The organism is Streptomyces sp. KL116D (assembly GCF_030766975.1).
Taxonomy (GTDB): domain Bacteria; phylum Actinomycetota; class Actinomycetes; order Streptomycetales; family Streptomycetaceae; genus Streptomyces; species Streptomyces longispororuber_A.
Window position 1 is genome coordinate 1 of sequence record NZ_JASERH010000047.1, and the last position, 20,629, is coordinate 20,629.

Consider the following 20,629-nt stretch of genomic DNA (forward strand, 5'->3'; position numbering starts at 1 on the left):
TTTTCGCTTGCAGGAATCCGTATTCACGGCTCCCTTTCGGCGAGATCGAACTCTACCAGCCTTTTCTCGGCCTCTTGACCACTCGTCTGCGGGCATGCAGAAGCTGATCAAAGATAAGGTTCGACTTGATAGATGCCGCCGAGATGCAGGGCGCTCGATGGCGTCGGTTGCTCCCAGGCAGGAGTACGACAGTACATGGGGGTCGGCGCGGTGCGCAAATCGTTTGCGCGATGCCCCTACGTCAGCCAACCGGTAGCTCTCGTGCGGAACCGGGACTTTTTATGACTTACGCTTCTGAACAGTACGTCGTCCGCGACAGGTAGTGACGACGACCATGAATCTCCACCCCTGGGAGGCTTGCCATGACCAGTGTGACGTCACCTCTTGCAGGACGCGCCATTGGGCTCTCCGCCGTTCCTGACCCGGTCTTCTCCGGTGCGATGGTCGGCCCCGGCACCGCCATCGACCCCGTGCGCGAGCCCTCCGAGGCAGTCGCGCCCGTCAGCGGCATCGTCGTATCTCTGCACCCGCACGCCTTTGTGGTCGTGGACGAAGAGGGCCACGGTGTACTGACGCACCTGGGCATCGACACCGTTCAGCTCAATGGCGAGGGCTTCGAGCTGCTCGTCAACAAGGGCGACACCGTTCAGCGCGGGCAGGCCGTGGTGCGCTGGGACCCGGCCGCCGTCGAGGCCGCCGGCAAGTCGCCGGTGTGCCCGATCGTGGCGCTCGAGGCCACTGCCGAGTCGCTCTCCGACGTCATCGACGACGGGGACGTCAAGGCCGGCGACGCGCTCTTCGGCTGGAAGTGACCGGGAGCCGTCGGTGACGGCAGGCAGCACAACCATCGCGGTGGCACGGTCCGCCGCACTATCGGAGACGGGTGAGATGGAAGCAACGCTGCGAGGCGTCGGCGTGAGCCACGGTGTGGCGATCGGCGAGGTTCGGCACATGGGGACGGCGGTGCTGGAGCCGCCGGCCAAGCAGATTCCGGCGGAGGAGGCCGAGCGCGAGCAGGGGCGCGCCCGCCAGGCCGTCGAAGCTGTGGCGGCCGACCTGATTGCGCGTGGCAATCTGGCCGGCGGCGAGGCGCAGGCGGTGCTCGAGGCGCAGGCCATGATCGCTCAGGACCCGGAGCTGATCGCCGACGTGGACCGGCGCATTGCCGTCGGCAGCACCGCGGAGCGGGGCATCTACGACGCCTTCTCCCACTACCGCGAGCTTCTCGCGGGTGCCGGCGAGTACATGGCCGGTCGCGTCGCGGACCTCGATGACGTGCGGAATCGGATCGTCGCGCGTCTGCTGGGCGTTCCGATGCCGGGTGTGCCGGACAGCGACGAGCCGTACGTGCTCATCGCCCGTGACCTGGCTCCCGCGGACACCGCGCTGCTCGACCCCGCGCTCGTGCTCGGGTTCGTGACCGAGGAGGGCGGGCCCACCAGCCACAGCGCCATTCTCGCCCGTGCGCTCGGTGTTCCGGCGGTCGTCGCGCTGCCGGGCGCCGGTGAGCTGGCCGAGGGCTCTGTGATCGCGGTCGACGGCAGCACCGGCGAGATCTTCGTGGATCCGACTCCGGAGAAGCGTGCCGCTCTTGAGGCCTCGGCCGCCGAGCGCAAGGCCGCGCTGGCCGCGTCGACCGGCCCGGGTGCGACGTCCGACGGGCACAAGGTGCCGCTGCTCGCGAACATCGGTGGTCCCGCGGACGTGCCGGCGGCCGTCGAGGCGGGTGCCGAGGGTGTCGGTCTCTTCCGCACCGAGTTCCTGTTCCTGGACGACAGCAAGAAGGCGCCGTCCGAGGAGAAGCAGGTCGAGGCGTACCGGAAGGTGCTCGAGGCGTTCCCCGAGGGGCGTGTCGTGGTGCGTGTGCTGGACGCGGGCGCCGACAAGCCGCTCGACTTCCTCACTCCGGCGGACGAGCCGAACCCGGCTCTCGGTGTGCGTGGTCTGCGTTCGCTGCTCGACCACCCGGAGATCCTGCGTACGCAGCTGACCGCGCTGGCGAAGGCTTCCGAGGGTCTGCCGGTCTACCTCGAGGTCATGGCCCCGATGGTCGCGGACCGCGCCGACGCCAAGGCGTTCGCCGACGCGTGCCGTGAGGCGGGGCTCCAGGCCAAGTTCGGCGCCATGGTGGAGATCCCGTCCGCCGCGCTGCGCGCCCGCTCGGTGCTCCAGGAGGTCGAGTTCCTTTCGCTCGGCACGAACGACCTGGCCCAGTACACGTTCGCGGCTGACCGTCAGGTCGGTGCGGTGTCCCGTCTTCAGGACCCGTGGCAGCCCGCGCTGCTCGACCTCGTCGCCCTGTCCGCCGAGGCGGCCAAGGCCGAGGGCAAGAGCTGTGGTGTGTGCGGCGAGGCCGCGTCGGACCCGCTGCTGGCGTGTGTGCTGACCGGTCTGGGTGTCACCTCCCTGTCCATGGGTGCCGCGTCGATCCCCTACGTGCGGGCGACGCTCGGCAAGTACACGCTGGCGCAGTGCGAGCGTGCGGCCGCCGCCGCGCGTGCCGCGGACTCCGCCGAAGAGGCGCTCAAGGCCGCTCAGGCGGTGCTGTCCGGCGAGTAGTCGGCAGTCCGGCTGGTCCGGAGGGCGCTCCACCTGCGGGTGGGGCGCCCTCCGTCGTCTGCTCGGGCGCGGTCAGTGCAGGTGTCGGCCCTCCGGGTCCGATGAGTCCACGTCCGGGGCCGTGCAGTAGTCGACGCCCGGTTGTGGTGCGGTCAGGTCACCGGTGTGCGCGTCGGTGCAGTAGGCGTCGAAGACTTCCGAGGCCGTGAGCGGCTGGAGTCCTTCGTCCTGCACGTGCCAGCCGTAGATGCGGTCCCGGTCTTCCGTGGGGGTGCTGGTGCGCAAGACGATGCCGCACGGGCTGTGGGTGGCGATGGCGAGGGCCAGCACGATCGTGAGTTCCATGGCGGCCGTCTCGTCCAGGCGGACCGTGCCGGGTGTCGTGGCGTCGACGTGGAGCGTGGCGTGGAGCGGCTCTCGGCCGGTGTGGGCGCTGCAGACCCAGTGGTGGACGCCGTTGCCGATGGTGTCGAGTGCGCGGGCGACCAGGTGCGAGGCGCGGGCGAACGCGGTCCGTCCGATGTCCCGGCCGCACTCGGCGCAGGGGCCGATGCGGGCGAGCATCGTCGACGCGTATTCCCAGGTCGCCTGGCGGACCGCTTCCTCGACGAGGTCGGGGACGAGGTCGTCGAGTGGCTGTCCCTCGTACGGGACGGTGGGTCCTGTCGAGGCCAGCTCCGCGGTGAAGCGGGTGCGGCTGGCCGCGGCGTCCGGTTCCAGGCCGGTCTCCGCGCAGAACTCTGCGTAGTCGTCGGGGTCGAAGAGGGCGACGGTGGTGTATCCGCCGGCTCCGGCCAGGTGCTTGAGGAGTCCCTCGACCTGCTTCAGATAGGTCCGGTGGTCCTCGAAGGTGAAGCTGCGGTAGCGCCGCATGGCCGTGAAGTCCTGCTCGTCGGCCAACAGGCCGATGGTGCCCGCCACTTCACGGCGCAGGATCTGTCGCATGCTGGTCGTCCGGCCGTGCTGGGTGTGCGTCATGGTTCCCCCTGAGTCTGCTCGATCAATGCTCACTCAGAGTAATCGGGCCCACTGACAATGCCGGTGGGTGCCGTGCCGCACGGCCGGACGGGCCGGGTGTCAGGCTCGTTTGCGGGCGATGTCCTCGTAGAACTTGAGCAGTTCGAGGTTGTCGATGGAACCGGCGTTGACCGCCTTCTCCAGCGGTGTGCCCTGCAGCAGGCGCTTCACGGGGACTTCGATGCGCTTGCCCGTGAGGGTGTGCGGGACGCCCGGGGCTTCGATGATCTCGTCGGGGACGTGGCGCGGGGAGAGCTGTTCGCGGATGGTCTGCTTGATGCGGGCGCGCAGGTCGTCGTCGAGGACGGCGCCGGGAGCCAGGTGGACGAAGAGGGGCATCCAGTATCCGCCGTCGGGCTGTTCGAGGCCGATGACGAGCGACTCGCGGATCTCGGGGAGGCGTTCCACCGCCTCGTAGATGTCCGCGGATCCCATGCGGACGCCCTGACGGTTGAGGGTGGAGTCGGAGCGGCCGTGGATGACGACGGAGCCGTGTGAGGTGACGGTGATCCAGTCGCCGTGGCGCCAGACGCCGGGGTAGGTGTCGAAGTAGCTGTCGTGGTAGCGGCTGCCGTCGGGGTCGTTCCAGAAGCGGATCGGCATGGACGGCATGGGGTTGGTGACGACGAGTTCGCCGACCTCGTCGACGAGGGGGTTGCCCTCGGGGTCCCAGGCCTGGAGGTCCGTGCCGAGGCCGGGGGCCTGGAGCTCGCCGATGTGGACGGGAAGGGTGGCCACGGCTCCGGCGAAGCAGGAACAGACGTCGGTGCCGCCGCTCACCGAGGCGATCCACAGGTCGTCGCCGACCTCGTCGTGGAGCCAGCGGAAACCGTCCGGCGGGAGGGGCGAGCCCGTGGTGGCGACGCACTTGACGCGGGACAGGTCGTGGTCGCGGGACGGGTGGACGTCGGCCTTGCGGCAGGCCATGACGTACGCGGCCGAGGTTCCGAAGAGGGTGGCGCCGGTGCGTTCCGCGATCGCCCACTGGGCGCCCGTGCCGGGGTATCCGGGGCTGCCGTCGTAGGTGACGATCGTGGTGCCGGTGAGCAGGCCGGAGACGAGGAAGTTCCACATCATCCAGCCCGTGGACGTGTACCAGAAGAAGCGGTCGTCGGGGCCGAGGTCGCAGTGCAGGCCGAGCTGCTTGAGGTGCTCCACGAGGATGCCGCCCTGGGACTGGACGATCGCCTTGGGGAGCCCGGTCGTGCCCGAGGAGTAGAGCACCCACAGCGGGTGGTCGAAGGGCACCTCTTCGTAGACCGGCGTCACGTCGCCGGCGGTGAGATCGGCCCAGTCGAGGGCGCCTTCGGGGGCGTCGGTGCCGAGCAGGGGGATGTGCACGACGGCGCGCAGGGAGGGCAGCTCGGCGCGGAGTTCCGCCACTGTGTCCCGGCGGTCGTGCTCCTTGCCTCCGTAGCGGTATCCGTCGACGGTGAAGAGGACGACGGGTTCGACCTGTTGGAAGCGGTCGAGGACGCTTCGGGCGCCGAAGTCGGGGGCGCAGGAGGTCCAGACGGCTCCGACGGCGGCGGTGGCGAGCAGGGCGGTGACGGCCTCGGGGATGTTGGGCAGGTAGCCGCTGACGCGGTCGCCCGGGCGTACGCCGAGGGTGCGCAGTTGTGCCGCAAGGGCGCCGACCTGGCGGCGCAGTTCGGACCAGGTGACGGGGCGGGGCTCGTGGCTCTCGTCGACGTGGAGGATGGCCGGGGTGTCCGCGCGCGTGGGGTCGTCCGCCGTCCGCAGGGCGTGCTCGGCGTAGTTGAGCGTGGCTCCGGGGAACCATTCGGCGCCCGGCATGGAGCGGTTGCCCAGCACGCGCGCGTAGGGGTGGGTGAAGCGCACGTCGAACCAGTCAGTGACGGCCTTCCAGAACGTCTCCAGTTCGGTCACCGACCAGCGGTGCAGTGCTGCGTAGCCCCCGTCGGCAGGTGCTCCGTGGTGCTCGGCCGCCCAGGCCTGGAACCGTGTGACCTGTGCGGCGTCGATCGTCTGCTGGTCGGGCTGCCAGAGCGGCGAGGGGTTCGCTGAGGACATGGGGCGGCTCCCGGAAGTACGCGGTGTGGGCGTCATGGGCGCGCACGGGCTGGGGTGTGCGCGTGACGCGGCGATTAGGACGATGCCATGTGATCGACTTGGACACCAGGGCGTGCCCCACATAGTCGGTGTCGTGAAGATGTGCTGCCGCCACGGGTGAACGGCAGTTGAACGCGACCCGCGCGCGTGGGCGCGGGTGGCAGGGTGAGCAGCATGAACGGTCGTGACCTGGTGCGCTCGGTGAAAGCGGTCTCTCAGGTGGGCGCTGCCCAAGGGCTGCGTGCCGTCCGGGCCTCGTGGCGGCACCGGCGGGCGGACTCGGTGGGGCTCCCCCGGCGGGGTCCGGAGCTGGCTCGCGTCCCCGGTCGTGTCGTCGGGGCGGATCCGGAGCCCGGCGGGGGCGTGCTGCGTTTCGAGCGGTCGCGGCTGCGGATCACGGTGACGGTGAGCGGAGCCGTCTTCTGGGGGTGGGACGGGGCCGAGCCGGAGCCGTCGTACGCCGTGGCGGGGATGCGCCCGGAGGCGGATCCGCGGACGGTGCTCGAACCGGACAAGGACGGCGGCTGGCGGGTGGTGGCCGAGCGGGTGACGCTGGCGGTGTCCCGGCACGGCGCCGTGGAGGTGTGCACGCCGGGTGGCGTGGTGCTGCGTCGTGATCTGCCGCCGCGGTGGTGGGAGCCGCAGGACGGTGGTGAGGCGCGGTGGGTGCAGCGGTCGGAGGTGGCCGCCGACGCGCGGTTCTTCGGACTCGGGGGGCGTGCGTCGGGGCCGCGCCTGCGGGACGGCACGTACAGGTTGTGGAACACGGATCCGGGCGGCTCTTTCGGCCCTGGGGACGATCCGCTGTCGGTCACGATGCCGGTCCAGATGGTGGTCGCCGACGCGGGCACGCATCTGGTCTTCCACGACAGCACGTGGGACGGCGTCGTGAGCCTGCGCGAGGGGCGCGAGGGGGCGGGGTCGGGGCACGACCGCTCCGGTGCGTGTGAAGTGCGCATGGAGGGTGGCCCGTTGCGGTGCTGGGTCGTGGTGGGTACGCCCGCGCGCGTCCTGCATACGTGGGCGCAGCTCACGGGTGCTCCCGTGGTGCCGCCTTCTTGGGCGCTGGGGTACCAGCATGCGCGCTGGGGTTTCGGCAGCGACAAGGAGGTGCGGCGGGTCGCGGCAGGCTACCAGGAGCGCGATCTTCCGCTGGATGCCGTGCATCTGGACATCGACCACTATGCGGCGCGCCGGGTCTTCACTGTCGATCACCAGCGCTTCGCCTCGTTGCCCCGTTTGGCGGAGGAGTTGCGCGGCGCGGGTGTCCGGCTGGTCTCCATCGTCGATCCCGCGGTCAAGGCGGAGCGCGGCAACGCGGTGTACGACGGCGGGCAGGCGATCGACGCGTTCGTCAGGAACGCCTCCGGCGGGTCGTTGCACGGTGTCGTGTGGGCCGGCGAGTCGGTGTATCCGGACTTCACGGCGGAGCGGGTGCGCAAGTGGTGGGGCGGGCTGTACGAGGAGCGGCTCACGCAGGGGTTCTCAGGGTTCTGGCACGACATGAACGAGCCTGTCTCCTTCGTGGCGTTCGGTGACCCCACGCTGCCCCGGTCGGCCCGTCACGCTCTCGAAGGGCGTGGTGGTGATCATCGGGAGGCGCACAACGTGTACGGGCTGTGCATGACGCAGGCCGCCTATGAAGGGCTGCGTGAACTGCAGCCCCAGGAGCGGCCCTTCCTGTTCTCGCGGTCCGGCTGGGTGGGCATGCAGCGCTACGGAGGGACCTGGTCGGGGGATGTCGCCACCGGGTGGCCCGGGCTGCGGGCGTCGCTGTCCCTGGTGGTCGGTCTCGGGCTGTGCGGGGTGCCGTACTCGGGTCCTGACGTGGGCGGTTTCGACGGGGTGCCGTCGTCCGAGCTCTATGTGCGCTGGCTCCAACTGGGCGCCTACTTGCCGCTGTTCCGTACGCATTCGGCGCGGGACGCGGGCCGGCGTGAGCCGTGGGAGTTCGGCGACGAGGCGCTGGGGCACGCGCGCGTGGTGCTGCACGAGCGGCGCCGTCTTCGCCCGTACCTCGTGACGCTCGCTCATCTCGCCCGGCGCACCGGGGCTCCGTATGTGCGCCCTGTGTGGTGGGGCTCTCCGGAGGAGCGGGACCTTCGGGACTGCGAGGACGCCTTCCTGTTGGGCGACTCCTTGCTGGTGGCTCCCGTGCTGGAGCCCGGGGTCGGGCGCAGGTCCGTACGGCTGCCTCGGGGGCGGTGGTACGACACGGCCACCGGTGAGGTGTTCGAGGGGCAGGGGCGGGTGACGGTCGACGCTCCCCTGTCGCGGATTCCGGTGCTGGCGCGCGCGGGATCCGTGTTTCCGGTGCTTGGGGAGACCGGCGAGATCGAGCTGGAGGCGTGGGCTCCCGAGCCGGGGCGTTCGGGGGGCGGCTGTGTCGTGCCCGATGCGGGGGACGGCTGGGACGAGGCCGAGGTCGAGCGGTACCGGGTGCGGTGGAGCGATGGTCGGGTGGTCGTCGAGGTAGACGGTGAGGACGGCGGGGGCGAGCCCCCGTATCCGGTGCGGGTGCGGGGGCTCTGAGCGGCTTTCTGGCGGCCTCGGACCTGGGGTCTGTCGGGTCTGTCGGGTCTGTCGGGTCTGTCGTCGACGCCGCGAGCGTGAGTGCCAGACGTCGCGGGGGCGACGGGAGTTCGACGACGGACCCTAGCCCCGGCCGGCCTCACACATAGCGGCCCTCGAACCACGCCCTGACCGCCAACGTGTGCAGAGGGAAGGCCAGTTCCGCCGGGCGGCGCAGCAGGTGCCAGCCCTCGGTCTCGTCCGTGGGCGCGCTGGCGGGCAGTTGGGCGGCCGGGCGCTCGGGCAGCAGCCCGAAGAGCAGGAGGTGGCCGTCCGGGGAGCTCATCGCGTCCATGAGACGCACTTCGCGGGCCGCCGCCTCGATGCCGGTCTCCTCGTGGAGCTCTCGGACGACGGCCTGCCGCCAGTCCTCCCGGTCGTCGACGAATCCGCCGGGGAGGGCCGCCTCCCCGCGCGCGGGCGCGACGGTGCGGGTGATCACGACGAGGGCGGTGCCTGCCGTGTCGTAGACGGGTTGCAGCGCGATCGCTACGGGAAGCGGGTTGCGGTAGGCGACGGAGTCGCAGGCCGGGCAGGTGCGCGGCCAGCCGTGCACCTCGGCCCCGTAGGCGGTCCCACAGCTCGAACAGTGGGAATCCGGAACGGGGTTGGGTGTGGGGTGGGTTGATGCGGACACGGCGGGACTGTATCCGATCACCCGCGTACGGTCTTCCCCCGAGGGCCCGGCTCCTGATAGACGCAGGACCATGATTCGAACCGCCGCCGTTCTGCGGAAACTCGCCGCCCTGACGACCGCCGCCCTGCTGGGTGTGGCCGTCGCCCCCTCGACAGCCAGCGCGACGCCCGATCCCAAGGCGCCCAAGGAGTTCGTGGCGCTCAGCGACGTCGACCCGACGATCATCCAGGAGATGCGCTACTTCACGGAGCACAACTTCGTGGGAGAGCCGATCGACGGCTACAAGAAGCCCATGTGCATCCTGACCAGACCTGCGGCGAAGGCCCTGCACAAGGCGCAGGCGGGGCTGCTGAAGAAGGGCTACTCCTTGAAGGTCTACGACTGTTACCGGCCGCAGCGGGCCGTCGACCACTTCGTGCGGTGGGCCAAGGACCTCGACGACCAGAGGATGAAGCCGGAGTTCTATCCGCAGGTCGACAAGACGCGCCTGTTCGCGGACGGCTACATCGCGGAGAAGTCGGGGCACAGCCGCGGCTCCACGGTCGACCTGACGATCGTGAAGCTGCCGGCCCGGCCCACGCGTCCCTACGTACCCGGGGAACAACTCGTGGCCTGCTACGGAGCGCAGAAGGACCGGTTCCCCGACAACTCGGTGGACATGGGGACCGGCTTCGACTGCTTCGACACGCTCGCGCACACGGATGACCCGCGCGTGCAGGGGGTGCAGCGCGCCAACCGGGATCTGCTGCGGGGGGCGCTCGGGGGCGAGGGGTTCGTGAATCTGCCGGAGGAGTGGTGGCACTTCACGTACAAGCCTGAGCTCTTCCCCGACACCTACTTCGACTTCCCGATCTCGCGGAGGTCGTTGGGCGGCAAGGGGTGAGTGGTGGCTGGTGAGTTGCTGGCGCGGTTCTCTTGGCATGCCGTGACGGCTGGGCCCGGCCCCGGGCCTGGATGAAGCGCAATCCCGTCCGGGCTGGGTGGTGGACCTGGGCCACAGGGCAGGGGCCCCGAGAGTGCGGGCGCCCCTGCCCTGTGTGCCAGGGCCGGTCCGCGTGCGGACCGGCAGTTGCTGGTGCCCCCGGCAGGATTCGAACCTGCAACCTCCTGATCCGTAATCAGGCGCTCTGTCCGTTGAGCTACGGGGGCGGGCGGAGACCCCGGCTATCACCATCCGGGGCCCCCTGTGTTTTGAGTGAGCGGGAATCGAACCCGCAACAATCTGATCCATAGTCAGAAGCGCTACCGTTGCGCCATCACTGTTTGTCCGATCTGTCTTCTGCACGGTTGGGCGGGTTTCAGTTTGAAGACCGAGACGTGTTGCCTTTACACCATCGGGACGCGAGTGCCCCGAGCCAGAATCGAACTGGCATCTCTCGGCGAAATCCCCGCCGGGTAGATCAGAAGAACGTCGGCGTTGCTGAGACTGGAGCGAGAATCTGAAACTGAAGCGCGCGGCTGCCTCTGCCGATTGGGCTACCGGGGCACGAAAGCCCCGGGCAGGTTTCGAACCTGCACTGTCACCGGACACGCGTGAACCTGAGACTCAACTTCAGTCTTCGGCTCCCTGCTCGGGAGCCACCCGAGTGCTCAGCTCGGGAGTCGTGGGGGCGCCCTAGGGCGCCAGGAGGAAGCTGAACACGTCCGCTCCGATGCGGATCTGCTCGGCCTCGTGGGAGTTGGCCTCTTCGCGTGCGCGCTTGACCGCGTCAGCGAGAGCGTCGATGCGGCTGATCAGCTGGTCACGGCGGGCGGGCGAGAGCGCGCCGCTGAACTTCGTCGTCGCCCAGTGCCCCACGATCTCGTCGACCATGTACACCTCCGTCTGGGCGGGGTGCTTGTCCGTCGCCGGGTAGCGGACCAGTGTCTTGGGCACCTTGCGCGTGCGCGTCGTCTGGACGGGATCCGTGCGCCACCCGCGGGAGTTCTCGTCCGGCAGCCAGGCCTCGGACGGATCGAGCGTCGGCGCCTTCGCGACCACGGTGCGCAGGTCGACCAGCTGCTTCTCGAGGAAGAGCAGCAGCGGTACCGGTGCGTCGCTGACGATGGTCACGTCGTCGACCACCACGTCCGCAGATGCCTCCGTGTTGGCCCGCTCCTTCGTGGCCACCACGTCGAACAGCTTCGTCAGGTGATCGGCCATCCCCGTGAGCGAGTTGTCGACGTTGTTCTGGACGAGTGTCGACTCGGGCGGGAACTGCTCGCCCTCGTCGTCGACCGGCGAGTATTTCCGGCTCAGGCCGGCGAAGAGCGCGGGCTTCTGCAAGTCGTGGTAGATCTTCGTGATCGACGCCGCAGTACGGGACTTGATGCCCTTTTCGACGGCGACGATCTGATTCAGCTTGGGCATACGAGTGTCCCTTCGATGTGAGTTCACAGGGTTGCTGGCGTTAGGGGTCAAGCACGCAGGCGTGAGCGCACCGAGCCCTTGACGTCGCCAAGCAATTCGGTCCTCGTGCCCTGGTCGATGGCGTCGCCGTCCTGGTAGAGCAAGAGTTCCATGACGCCCCCTCTCGAAGCCACGGATTATTGAGCTGGCGGGCTCACCCCCCGGGACGAGAAGTCGAATTGGCCGCCGTCAACTCTCGGATCCTCCCCGGCCACCCGGCCACCTCCGCCAGTTCTTCTGCAGAGCTCGCGTGACGCCGGCCACGACTGCTGTCGTGAGCATCCAGCTGAAGGCGATCAGCCGGTAGGCCAGCCACTGGAGGCTGTCGTCCGACCAGTACCGGGCGGTGCGTTGCCCCAGTCCCCCGATGGGGATCAAGAGGTCGAGTGTGTAGACGAGGGGCTGGAACGGAGCTCCCTCGCCTTGTTTCGCCGGGTCCGGGGAGTCAGCGCTGAAGGCGAGCGTGCCCAGGAACGTCAGAGTGAGGAGCCAGATGCCGGCCAGCCAGGGACGGTAGCCGTACCCGACGGCCACGTCGAGGAGGTGTCCCCAGGCGCGGGCCACCGGTTTCAGGGTGCGGCGCCGGTGGCGTTGCTTGGTCAGGAGCACGCGACGGGCGTTGTGGTCGTGGCCTGCCGCCACCGCACCCGTTGCCCGGCGTTCGCGCCCAGCAGTAACGCGGCGACCACTCCTGCCCGTACCGTCCGCTCGGGCCCCCACCGCCCGCCGTCGATGACCTGGTCCTGTTCCGGTTCGCCCGCACGCAGGTCCACGGCCTGCCCTTCGGGGAACGTGTCCCACAGTTCACGTTCAGGGGAGGTCAACTCATTGCAGGAAATCACTCCCGCAGGGTATTGATCTCGTCCCGCCTGCATCGCCGCTCCACCGCCTCTGGGCGGGGTACGGCGCCCTCCCCGCCCCACCCACGAGGGCGGCCGTCGAGGTGCTTGGGCGCGAAGGCGAGAGGTGCGGCGCCTGCGGCCCGTCCGCTCCGGCCCGACCGACTCCGCCGTGGCCATCGGCGACATGGGGAGGGCGCATCCGGAACCACCCCCGTGGATCCCGGTCGCGCCCTCCCCGATACACGGACGCGAGAGGGGCGCACATGGTTCTGCGGGAAGCCTGACGTCGATCGGTCGGGCGTGACACACTTCTGACGTTCCGTCAGATTCGCTGCCGGGGAGGAACTGTGGCGCGCACCCGTACGCCTGTCGTGGCCGATTGGTTCACCGGGGAGGGGGACGACTTCCGTCTGTTGGGGACGCGCTGTTCGGCGTGTTCTTCGGTGTTCTTCCCCCGTGAGGACGGGTGGTGTCGCAACCCCGGCTGCGCCGGGGGCGACCTGGCCGAGGTGCCGCTGTCGCCGCGCGGGCGCGTCTGGTCGTACACCGATGCCCGGTACCGGCCGCCCGAGCCTTACGTGTCGGACCGGGAACTTCCCTGGCAGCCCTACACGTTGATCGCTGTGGAGCTTGCTGCCGAGCGATTGGTGGTGCTGGGGCAGGGGGCTCCCGGGGTGGGTGTCGACGATCTGGCGGTCGGCATGGAGGTGGAGGTCGTGCCGGGCGTGCTCGGTGAGGACGGGGACGAGGAGACCGGGACGGCCTGGACGACGTGGCACTGGCGGCCGACGGGGGTGGCGGCATGACGGGGGACGTGGCGGTGCTCGGTGCGGGCATGCACCCCTGGGGGAAGTGGGGGCGCAGCTTCGTCGAGTACGGCACGGCGGCGGCGCGGGCCGCGCTGGCCGACGCGGGCGTGGACTGGCGGGACGTGGGGTCCGTGGTGGGCGCCGACACGGTGCGCGGCGGATATCCGGGCTATGTGGCGGGGGCGACGTTCGCGAAGGCGCTCGGCTGGCAGGGCGCACGCGTGACGAGCGTGTACGCGGCCTGCGCGTCGGGCGCCCAGGCCATCGGCACGGCGCGGGCACAGATCCTTGCGGGTCTCGCCGACGTCGTACTCGTGGTCGGGGCCGACGCGGCGCCCAAGGGCTTCTTCCGGCCCGCGGGCGGCGACCGGCAGGACGACCCGGACTGGCTGCGCTTCCGGGTGCTCGGCGCGACCAACCCGACGTACTTCGGTCTCTACGCGCGCCGCCGGATGGCGATGCACGGGGACACCTTGGAGGACTTCGCCCGGGTCAAGGTGAAGAACGCCGCGTCGGGCGCGCTGAATCCCAACGCCCGCTACCGCAAGGCGGTGTCGGCCGAGGAGGTCGCCGCCTCCGCCGTCGTCGCGGACCCGCTGCGGCTGCTGGACATCTGCGCCACCTCGGACGGCGGCGCGGCCCTGGTGCTGTCCAGCATGGAGTTCGCGCGGCGGCACGGGGCCGCCGATCCGGTGCGGATCCGCGCCGTGTCGACGGTGACGCCGACGTATCCGAACACGGTGCTCGACCTTCCGGACATCGCGACGGACTCGGCCGTCGGCGCACGGCCCGAGGGGCCCGCCTTCAGGTCCTCCATCGCGCTCGCCGCGTACGAGGAGGCCGGGATCGGGCCGGACGAGCTCTCGCTCGCGGAGGTCTACGACCTGTCCACCGCCCTGGAGTTGCAGTGGTACGAGGACCTGGGGCTGTGCGCGGAGGGCGAGGCCGCGAAGCTGCTGCGCGACGGGGCGACCGCACCGGGCGGCCGCATACCCGTGAACGCCAGCGGCGGGCTCGCCTCCTTCGGGGAAGCGGTACCCGCCCAGGCGATCGCCCAGGTGTGCGAGCTGACCTGGCAGTTGCGGGGTACGGCCGGGGCGCGGCAGGTGGCCGGGGCCCGGGTCGGGATCACGGCGAACCAGGGGCTGTTCGGACACGGATCGTCGGTGATCGCGATGCGCTGACAGGCAAGTTCGCACGCTGTGTGATCGCGCGGGAATGCTGCGTGAACAGTGTGTGAACTGGGACATGTGGGGCTCCTGCGACGCCATCATGCTGCCGTGCACTCCTGGACGGACCATCTCCGCTTCGCCTTCCAGCCCGTGGTCAACCTGACCACGGGTGCCGTGGCGGCACTGGAGCTCCTGGCCCGCCCGGAGGTCGGGGACGTGCTGGCACGGGCCCGGCGCGAGCCCGAACTCGACGGGCGGCTGGCCGCGTTGGCGGTCCGAGACGCGGCGCGCCGGGAGACGCTGCTGCCCCTGCACGTGAACGTGTTCGCGGGCACGCTCGCGGACCTGGGCTCGCTCGCCGCGCTGCGGGACGCGGTCCGGGCAGCCGGCCGACTGCCGTGGGAGGTGACGGTCGACGTGTGCCCGCCCTTCACGCACGTGCCGCACCGTGCGCTCCTGGAGGGCGTCGCGGCGGTCCGCGGCGAGGGGTTCCGGATCTGCGCGGACGGCGTCGGGGACGGCGACGTACCGCTGCGGCTGCTGGACGATCTGGCGCCCGACCTGATCAAGCTGGACGCGTCGCTGCTGACCCGGACGGCGACGGTGCGGGCCATGCGGACGCTGTGCGAGGAGTCGGGCGCGCTGCTCGCGGTCGAGGGCGTGGAGACGGAGCTGCAGTGCGCCGCGGCCCGCGACGCGGGGGCCCAGCTGGCGCAGGGCGGCCTGTTCGCGCCGCCTGCCCGGCTGCCGATCGCGGAGGTGTACGTTCCCGATCTGCCGGCTCGTACGGGGGCGGCGCGGCCGACGGGGCCTTCGGTGCGGGAGTTCGTGCGGCCCGCGGCCCTGCTGCCCGAGTCGGCGTCGGCCGAGCAGGTCCGCAGACTGCTCACCGGCGCTCCGGAGGTGTCGGGGGTGCTGCTCGTGGACACCGCGGGGGTGCCGGTGCGATCGGTGCAGCGGGACCGGTTCCTGCTGTCGCTGTCCGCGCGCTACGGGCACGCCCTGTACGCGGACCGGCCGGCGGCGCGGCTCGGCGACCGGCCGCGCACGGTGGGCGCCACGGCGACCGCCTGGGAGGTCCTGGACGTGGTCGCGGACGGCGAGCACAGCCGCACCGCCGACGACGTCGCCGTCGTCGACCACGACGGGCGGTGCGTGGGCGTCGTGCGCCTCGCCGACCTCGTCCGGTCCCTCGCGGAGAGCCGGGTCGAGGAGGCGGCGGGCCTCAACCCGCTGACCCGGCTGCCCGGTTCGGACGCGGTGACCGGGGAGCTGGACCGCTGGGTGGCGCAGGGGCGGGGATTCGCACTGAGCTGGCTGGACATCGACGGGTTCAAGCAGGTCAACGACCAAGCCGGGTTCGCGGCGGGCGACGAGCTGATCCGGGCGGTGGGGCGGGCGCTCGCGGACACGGAGTCGGACGGGGTGCGGGTCGGGCACATCGGAGGCGACGACTTCCTGGTCCTGGCAGATCCGGAGCGGCTCGATCCGCTGGCGGCCGCGGTGCTGGACGTGCCCTGGTCGGCGGGCGGCCTCGCCGTGACGCTGTCGCTGGCCACCGTGCTGTGCCCGCCGGGCAGCGTGCCCGACCACCGGCAGGCGGCCGCGTACCTGGCCCCGCTCAAGCAGGCCGCGAAGGCGCTGTCCGGGGCGAGCTGGGTGTGCGGGCTCGCGGGTCGCGAGGGCTTCGACGTGCGGTGCGGGCCGGACGCGGCCGGGGTCGTGCCGACGCAGGGGCGGGCGCCGAGCGCTTCGTAGTCCCGGCCCCAAATCCCGTACGGGAGACGGCAGTCGGGGAGCGATTGCCCCCGGTTAACCGTTGCGGTCCGCGACCTTGACGCTCCAGTACGGCCGGTGAACACTTCCGGGTGTCAGTCGGCATCGCCGCATGTCGGCCCACCGCCGCCCAGGGTCCTTGCCTGCCCTTCCGGCGTTCCCTGCCGGGTTGTGGCAGGTCCGGGCCGCTCCCCCCACGCGCGATTACGGCTGCACGGGCACGCTCGTCACGGACGCCGGGCGGGGCGCGGGACCCCTGCCTCCGGTCGAAGCGGCCAGAACCAGCCATGGGAAACGCACCCTGCACGGAGGACCGGGGCGGGCGCACTGCCCCGGGCGAGGGCCTAGGAGCCGCCATGAGCAACGGAGACATCTTCGTCGGTGAGGTCATCGGCACCGCAATCCTGATTCTGTTCGGCGCGGGCGTCTGTGCCGCGGTCACCCTCAAACACTCCAAGGCGCGGGCCTCCGGGTGGATCGTCATCGCGTTCGGCTGGGGCTTCGGCGTGCTGGCCGGCGCGTACACGGCCGCGCCGCTCTCCGGCGGTCATCTCAATCCCGCCGTCACCATCGGCATCGCGGTCGACACCGGCAAGTGGGACAAGGTCTGGGTCTATCTGCTCGGCCAGATGGTCGGCGCGATGCTGGGCGCCGTCCTCGCGTACCTGGTGTACCTCGCGCAGTTCAACGCCAACGTCAGCTCGGGCGTGAAGAGCGCCGACGCCCCCGCGGAGGAGGACGGCCCGACCCCGACGCTCGGCATCTTCTCCACGATCCCCGAGATCCGTAACACGGTCGCGAACCTGATCACCGAGATCATCGCGACGATGGGCCTGGTGCTGCCCATCCTCGCGTTCGGCCTGACCAAGGGGCTCGGCGAGTCCGGCACCCAGGTCCTGATCGTGGCGCTGCTGGTCGTCGGCATCGGTCTGTCGCTCGGCGGGCCGACGGGTTACGCCATCAACCCCGCCCGCGACCTGGGCCCCCGCATCGTGCACCACTTCCTGCCCATCCCCAACAAGGGGACGTCCGACTGGGGTTACGCCCTCGTCCCGGTCGTCGGGCCGCTCATCGGCGGCGCGCTGGCGGGGCTCATCTACAACGTGGCGTTCTGAGGCGCGGCCCCCGAGCCGCTCTCGACAGCCGTCCCTCGCACGACCGTCTCCTCACGTGCACGACCGTCTTCTCACGAAGGGGTAGCCATGCCCGACACTTCCGTGAAATACGTCGCCGCCATCGACCAGGGCACCACATCGAGCCGCTGCATCATCTTCAACCAGGACGGCGAGATCGTCGCCGTCGACCAGCGCGAGCACCGTCAGATCTTCCCGAAGCCGGGCTGGGTGGAGCACGACGCCACCGAGATCTGGTCCAAGGTCCAGGCCGTGGTCGCGGGCGCGATCGCCAAGGCGGGCCTGCGGACCGACCAGCTGAGCGCCCTCGGCATCACCAACCAGCGCGAGACGACGGTCCTGTGGGACCGGGCGACCGGCAAGCCGGTGCACAACGCGATCGTGTGGCAGGACACGCGGACCTCGGCGCTCTGCAACGAACTGGGCGGCTCCGACGGGCAGGACCGTTTCCGTGAGCAGACCGGTCTGCCGCTGGCCAGCTACTTCTCCGGGCCGAAGGCCGCCTGGCTGCTCGACAACGTGCCGGGGCTGCGGGCGCGGGCCGAGCGCGGTGAGATCGCGTTCGGCACGATCGACTCCTGGCTGATCTGGAACCTGACCGGCGGCACCGACGGCGGCGTGCACGTCACCGACGTCACCAACGCCGGGCGGACGATGCTGATGAACCTGGAGACCCTCCAGTGGGACCCGTCGATCCTGTCCGCGATGAACGTGCCCGAGGCGGTCCTGCCGGAGATCCGGTCCTCCGCCGAGGTGTACGGCACGGCGGTGGGCCAGTTGTCCGGGGTGCCGGTGGCGTCGGCGCTCGGCGACCAGCAGGCCGCGATCTTCGGGCAGGCCTGCTACGACGTCGGTACGGCGAAGAACACGTACGGCACGGGCAGCTTCCTGCTGCTCAACACCGGTAACCGGCCCGTGCCTTCGAAGAGCGGGCTGCTCACCACCATGGGCTACAAGATCGGCTCCGAGGCACCGGTGTACTGCCTCGAAGGGTCGATCGCCATCACCGGCGCCCTGGTGCAGTGGTTCCGCGACCAGCTCGGCATCATCAAGTCCGCCGACGAGATCGAGACGCTCGCGGCCAGCGTCGAGGACAACGGCGGTGCGTACATCGTGCCCGCGTTCTCCGGCCTGTTCGCCCCGTACTGGCGCTCCGACGCGCGCGGCGTGGTGACCGGCCTGACCCGCTACGTCACCAAGGCGCATCTGGCGCGCGCGGTCCTGGAGGCGACGAGCTGGCAGACGCGTGAGGTCGTGGACGCCATGTACCAGGACTCCGGGGTGCAGATCACGACCCTGAAGGTCGACGGCGGCATGACCAAGAACAACCTGCTCATGCAGCACCAGGCGGACGTGCTCGGGGTGCCGGTGATCCGGCCCAAGGTGTCGGAGACGACGTGTCTGGGCGCCGCGTACGCGGCCGGTCTCGCGACGGGCGTGTGGAACGACCTGGACCAGCTCAAGGCGCACTGGCAGCGGGACGTCGAGTGGAGCCCCGCGATGGACGCGCAGATCCGTGACCGCGAGTACCACAACTGGCGCAAGGCGGTGGAGAAGAGCTTCGGCTGGCACGAGGACGGCGCGTAGGCGCCCGGGCGGCCCCTGGGTCCCGGTCGGCGAGGCGGGTACGGGTACGCGCGCGTGGTGACGCACGGCGTCGCACGCGCGCGTACCCGCGCCGCACGGTGCCGGGTCAGGTGACCGCGGGCTGCCGGCGCTGTGCGGCGGCCGCGGCGGCGTGCTCGACGACGCCGATCAGGACGTCCTTCACGGACTCCTTCTCGCGCGCGTCGCAGAGCACGACCGGGACCCCGGAGTCCAGGTCGAGCGCCTGACGGACGGAGTCGGCCGGGTACCGGTCCGCGCCGTCGAAGCAGTTGACGCCGACGACGAACGGGATGGACCGCCGCTCGAAGTAGTCGACGGCGGCGAAGCAGTCCTCCAGGCGGCGCGTGTCCGCGAGGACCACGGCGCCCAGCGCACCGGTCGCCAGCTCGTCCCACAGGAACCAGAACCGGTCCTGCCCGGGGGTGCCGAACAGGTACAGGACCAGGTCCTTGCGGAGGGTGATCCGGCCGAAGTCCATGGCCACCGTGGTGGTGTGCTTGCCCTCGACGCCCTGGGTGTCGTCGACGGGGCGGCCCGCCTCGCTCAGCAGCTCCTCGGTGCGCAGGGGTCTGATCTCGCTGACCGCGCCCACGAGGGTCGTCTTGCCCACGCCGAACCCGCCGGCCACCAGGATCTTGAGCGTGACGGGCTCGACGGGAGCCTTGCCGCGCTCGGAACGCCCGAAGATCATGGGTTGTCTCTCCTGCCTCACTGGTGTCGCCGTGCGGGGTGCTGCTGTCGGTGGGGGCGGACCGTTCCCCTGCTGCCGTACGGTCCGCTGCTGGGAACGTTCCACTGGTGCGGGACGCCGCCGCGACGGGGCGCTGTGCCGGCGGTCCGGATGTGCCGACTCCCGCTCCCCGCCGAGGAGTTCACGCCGCCCCGCCCCGTGGTCCGTCTCCTCAGAGAGCCCTGAGGCCGTCGATCACGTCGCGCAGAATACTCTCGTCGGGCAGCTCCGCGGGGGGTACCGGACGGGTCACGTGGACCAGTTCGTCGTCGACCAGATCGCCGATGAGGACCCGGACCACACCGATCGGAAGATCGAGTTCCGCGGCGAGCTCGGCGACCGACTGCGGACTGTCGCGGCACAGGTCGACGATGTCGACGTGCTCCGGCGACAGGGTCTGGTCCGCCACCGGGTCGGCGGCGCGCTGTTCCGCGACGACGACCGCGATCAGATCGAGACGGTGCTGGCCCGCGCTGGTGGTGCGGCCGCGCGTCATGGCGTACGGCCGCACGACGGGTCCGGCCTCGTCGTCGAACCAGTGGTGCGGCTCCTGCGTCCCCTGACCGTCTGCGCTCATGCCAACCCACTACCCTCCGGTGGGCGAATCCGTGCGCGGTGCCGTCCCCAGATGTGCGCCCACCCGCTTGACCAGCAGGGTCATCTCGTAGGCCACGAGGCCGACGTCGGAGTCGGCGTCGGACAGCACGGCGAGACAACTGCCGTCGCCCGCCGCGGTGACGAACAGGAAGGCGTCGTCGAGTTCGACGACCGTCTGCCGGACGCCGCCCGCGTCGAAGTGCCGGCCGACGCCCTTGGCCAGGCTGTGGAATCCGGAGGCGACGGCGGCGAGGTGTTCGCTGTCCTCCCGGCTGAGGTCCTTGGAGACCCCGGTCGGCAGACCGTCCCCGGAGAGCACGAGCGCCTTGCGGATGCTGGCGACGCGTTCGACCAGGTCGTCGAGGAGCCAGTTCAGCTCCCCCGAACCACCGTTCGTGGTGTGCGCGGTGGTCTTCGGTGCGGTCATCGACCGTCCCCCTCAGAAGTTGTTCCCTGTGCTGTGCCGTCGGCGCTCTCGTCGTCGGCGGCGTTCTCCGCCCGGCCGCGCCGCCAGCCGCGCTGGAGCGAGGCCATACGGCTGCGCACCTCGTCGGCGTCACGGTCGGCGGGTGGTGCGGAGGAGGTCTCGTCGCGGCCCGTCGTGCGGTCGCCGCGCAGGTCGGGCCCGTCCTTCAACTGCGGGGCCAGATTGGCCTGTCGGACGCGCCGGGGCAGGCCGCCCGCGGTGGCGTCCGACGGGGGCGCCTCGGCCGGGG

Annotated in this window: 18 protein-coding genes, 2 tRNA genes and 1 pseudogene; 9 read left to right on the forward strand and 12 right to left on the reverse strand. The window is 70.8% G+C overall.

The window, feature by feature from the left end; genetic code table 11:
- Positions 1-362: 362 nt before the first annotated feature.
- Both RBJ77_RS20225 and ptsP read left to right on the forward strand, forming a co-directional pair.
- Positions 363-812 (forward strand): PTS glucose transporter subunit IIA, encoded by a 450-nt coding sequence (locus RBJ77_RS20225; protein WP_255967757.1) that lies wholly within the window; start codon positions 363-365, stop codon positions 810-812.
- Between the two features lie 76 nt (positions 813-888).
- Positions 889-2,559 (forward strand): phosphoenolpyruvate--protein phosphotransferase, encoded by a 1,671-nt coding sequence (gene ptsP / locus RBJ77_RS20230; protein ID WP_372346342.1) that lies wholly within the window; start codon positions 889-891, stop codon positions 2,557-2,559.
- A gap of 72 nt (positions 2,560-2,631) precedes the next feature.
- Here the strand turns inward: ptsP and RBJ77_RS20235 are convergent, their stop codons facing one another.
- Both RBJ77_RS20235 and RBJ77_RS20240 read right to left on the reverse strand, forming a co-directional pair.
- Positions 2,632-3,537: a hypothetical protein gene (locus RBJ77_RS20235; protein WP_372346343.1), complete on the reverse strand. Its 906-nt coding sequence runs from the start codon at positions 3,535-3,537 to the stop codon at positions 2,632-2,634.
- Positions 3,538-3,636: 99 nt separating this feature from the next.
- Positions 3,637-5,610, reverse strand: a complete 1,974-nt coding sequence (locus RBJ77_RS20240) for an acetoacetate--CoA ligase (protein ID WP_372346344.1) — start codon at positions 5,608-5,610, stop codon at positions 3,637-3,639.
- A 213-nt stretch (positions 5,611-5,823) separates the two neighbouring features.
- Here RBJ77_RS20240 and RBJ77_RS20245 point away from each other — a divergent pair, with 213 nt between their 5' ends.
- Positions 5,824-8,181: a glycoside hydrolase family 31 protein gene (locus RBJ77_RS20245; RefSeq protein WP_372346345.1), complete on the forward strand. Its 2,358-nt coding sequence runs from the start codon at positions 5,824-5,826 to the stop codon at positions 8,179-8,181.
- Positions 8,182-8,320: 139 nt separating this feature from the next.
- Here the strand turns inward: RBJ77_RS20245 and RBJ77_RS20250 are convergent, their stop codons facing one another.
- Entirely contained in the window at positions 8,321-8,857 is a 537-nt protein-coding gene (locus RBJ77_RS20250) for an NUDIX domain-containing protein (protein ID WP_372346346.1), read from the reverse strand.
- A gap of 70 nt (positions 8,858-8,927) precedes the next feature.
- Here RBJ77_RS20250 and RBJ77_RS20255 point away from each other — a divergent pair, with 70 nt between their 5' ends.
- Positions 8,928-9,740 carry a M15 family metallopeptidase gene (locus RBJ77_RS20255; RefSeq protein ID WP_372346347.1) on the forward strand — a complete coding sequence of 271 codons (813 nt, stop codon included), beginning with the start codon at positions 8,928-8,930 and terminating at the stop codon, positions 9,738-9,740.
- A gap of 190 nt (positions 9,741-9,930) precedes the next feature.
- Here the strand turns inward: RBJ77_RS20255 and RBJ77_RS20260 are convergent.
- From RBJ77_RS20260 to RBJ77_RS20280, 5 genes and pseudogenes are all read right to left on the reverse strand, one after another.
- A tRNA-Arg gene (locus RBJ77_RS20260) sits at positions 9,931-10,006 on the reverse strand.
- 197 nt (positions 10,007-10,203) lie between these two features.
- Positions 10,204-10,343 (reverse strand) — tRNA-OTHER (locus tag RBJ77_RS20265).
- A gap of 129 nt (positions 10,344-10,472) precedes the next feature.
- On the reverse strand, positions 10,473-11,207 hold the full coding sequence (locus RBJ77_RS20270) for a hypothetical protein (protein ID WP_255967746.1): 735 nt from the start codon (positions 11,205-11,207) through the stop codon (positions 10,473-10,475).
- A gap of 228 nt (positions 11,208-11,435) precedes the next feature.
- Positions 11,436-11,882, reverse strand: a pseudogene (locus RBJ77_RS20275) (oxidoreductase); the annotation flags it as partial.
- Entirely contained in the window at positions 11,846-12,088 is a 243-nt protein-coding gene (locus RBJ77_RS20280) for a hypothetical protein (protein WP_372346348.1), read from the reverse strand. The gene RBJ77_RS20280 and the pseudogene RBJ77_RS20275, both read right to left, overlap by 37 nt.
- Positions 12,089-12,435: 347 nt before the next feature.
- On the opposite strand from RBJ77_RS20280, the gene RBJ77_RS20285 reads away from it, so the two are divergent.
- The 5 genes from RBJ77_RS20285 (at position 12,436) to glpK (ending at position 18,565) form a co-directional block, all read left to right on the forward strand.
- A complete protein-coding gene (locus tag RBJ77_RS20285) occupies positions 12,436-12,894 on the forward strand; it encodes a Zn-ribbon domain-containing OB-fold protein (protein ID WP_372346349.1) in 459 nt (152 codons plus the stop codon).
- A complete protein-coding gene (locus RBJ77_RS20290) occupies positions 12,891-14,081 on the forward strand; it encodes a lipid-transfer protein (protein ID WP_372346350.1) in 1,191 nt (396 codons plus the stop codon). Before RBJ77_RS20285 ends, RBJ77_RS20290 begins: the two co-directional genes overlap by 4 nt.
- A 96-nt stretch (positions 14,082-14,177) precedes the next feature.
- Positions 14,178-15,827, forward strand: a complete 1,650-nt coding sequence (locus RBJ77_RS20295) for an EAL domain-containing protein (RefSeq protein ID WP_372346351.1) — start codon at positions 14,178-14,180, stop codon at positions 15,825-15,827.
- A 374-nt stretch (positions 15,828-16,201) separates the two neighbouring features.
- Positions 16,202-16,960, forward strand: coding sequence for an MIP/aquaporin family protein (locus RBJ77_RS20300; protein WP_372346352.1), 759 nt, complete (start codon positions 16,202-16,204; stop codon positions 16,958-16,960).
- 87 nt (positions 16,961-17,047) lie between these two features.
- Positions 17,048-18,565: a glycerol kinase GlpK gene (gene glpK, locus RBJ77_RS20305; RefSeq protein WP_372346353.1), complete on the forward strand. Its 1,518-nt coding sequence runs from the start codon at positions 17,048-17,050 to the stop codon at positions 18,563-18,565.
- A gap of 106 nt (positions 18,566-18,671) precedes the next feature.
- Here the strand turns inward: glpK and RBJ77_RS20310 are convergent, their stop codons facing one another.
- The 4 genes from RBJ77_RS20310 to RBJ77_RS20325 all read right to left on the reverse strand — a co-directional run.
- Complete coding sequence (locus tag RBJ77_RS20310; protein WP_372346354.1) at positions 18,672-19,277, reverse strand: ATP/GTP-binding protein; 606 nt, start codon at positions 19,275-19,277, stop codon at positions 18,672-18,674.
- A 211-nt stretch (positions 19,278-19,488) separates the two neighbouring features.
- Positions 19,489-19,893, reverse strand: a complete 405-nt coding sequence (locus tag RBJ77_RS20315) for a DUF742 domain-containing protein (protein WP_255967725.1) — start codon at positions 19,891-19,893, stop codon at positions 19,489-19,491.
- Positions 19,894-19,902: 9 nt separating this feature from the next.
- On the reverse strand, positions 19,903-20,340 hold the full coding sequence (locus RBJ77_RS20320) for a roadblock/LC7 domain-containing protein (protein WP_372346355.1): 438 nt from the start codon (positions 20,338-20,340) through the stop codon (positions 19,903-19,905).
- Positions 20,337-20,629: hypothetical protein (locus RBJ77_RS20325; protein WP_372346356.1), on the reverse strand; the 293-nt coding region annotated here is incomplete at its 5' end. The genes RBJ77_RS20325 and RBJ77_RS20320, both read right to left, overlap by 4 nt.

Bases quoted from the DNA above. Each gene is read 5' to 3' on its own strand.
- RBJ77_RS20315 (WP_255967725.1), bottom strand. From the start codon at position 19,893: ATGAGCGCAGACGGTCAGGGGACGCAGGAGCCGCACCACTGGTTCGAC.
- RBJ77_RS20245 (WP_372346345.1), top strand. From the start codon at position 5,824: ATGAACGGTCGTGACCTGGTGCGCTCGGTGAAAGCGGTCTCTCAGGTG.
- RBJ77_RS20290 (WP_372346350.1), top strand. From the start codon at position 12,891: ATGACGGGGGACGTGGCGGTGCTCGGTGCGGGCATGCACCCCTGGGGG.
- RBJ77_RS20225 (WP_255967757.1), top strand. From the start codon at position 363: ATGACCAGTGTGACGTCACCTCTTGCAGGACGCGCCATTGGGCTCTCC.
- RBJ77_RS20255 (WP_372346347.1), top strand. From the start codon at position 8,928: ATGATTCGAACCGCCGCCGTTCTGCGGAAACTCGCCGCCCTGACGACC.
- RBJ77_RS20270 (WP_255967746.1), bottom strand. From the start codon at position 11,207: ATGCCCAAGCTGAATCAGATCGTCGCCGTCGAAAAGGGCATCAAGTCC.
- RBJ77_RS20300 (WP_372346352.1), top strand. From the start codon at position 16,202: ATGAGCAACGGAGACATCTTCGTCGGTGAGGTCATCGGCACCGCAATC.
- RBJ77_RS20240 (WP_372346344.1), bottom strand. From the start codon at position 5,610: ATGTCCTCAGCGAACCCCTCGCCGCTCTGGCAGCCCGACCAGCAGACG.
- glpK (WP_372346353.1), top strand. From the start codon at position 17,048: ATGCCCGACACTTCCGTGAAATACGTCGCCGCCATCGACCAGGGCACC.
- RBJ77_RS20235 (WP_372346343.1), bottom strand. From the start codon at position 3,537: ATGACGCACACCCAGCACGGCCGGACGACCAGCATGCGACAGATCCTG.
- ptsP (WP_372346342.1), top strand. From the start codon at position 889: ATGGAAGCAACGCTGCGAGGCGTCGGCGTGAGCCACGGTGTGGCGATC.
- RBJ77_RS20320 (WP_372346355.1), bottom strand. From the start codon at position 20,340: ATGACCGCACCGAAGACCACCGCGCACACCACGAACGGTGGTTCGGGG.
- RBJ77_RS20310 (WP_372346354.1), bottom strand. From the start codon at position 19,277: ATGATCTTCGGGCGTTCCGAGCGCGGCAAGGCTCCCGTCGAGCCCGTC.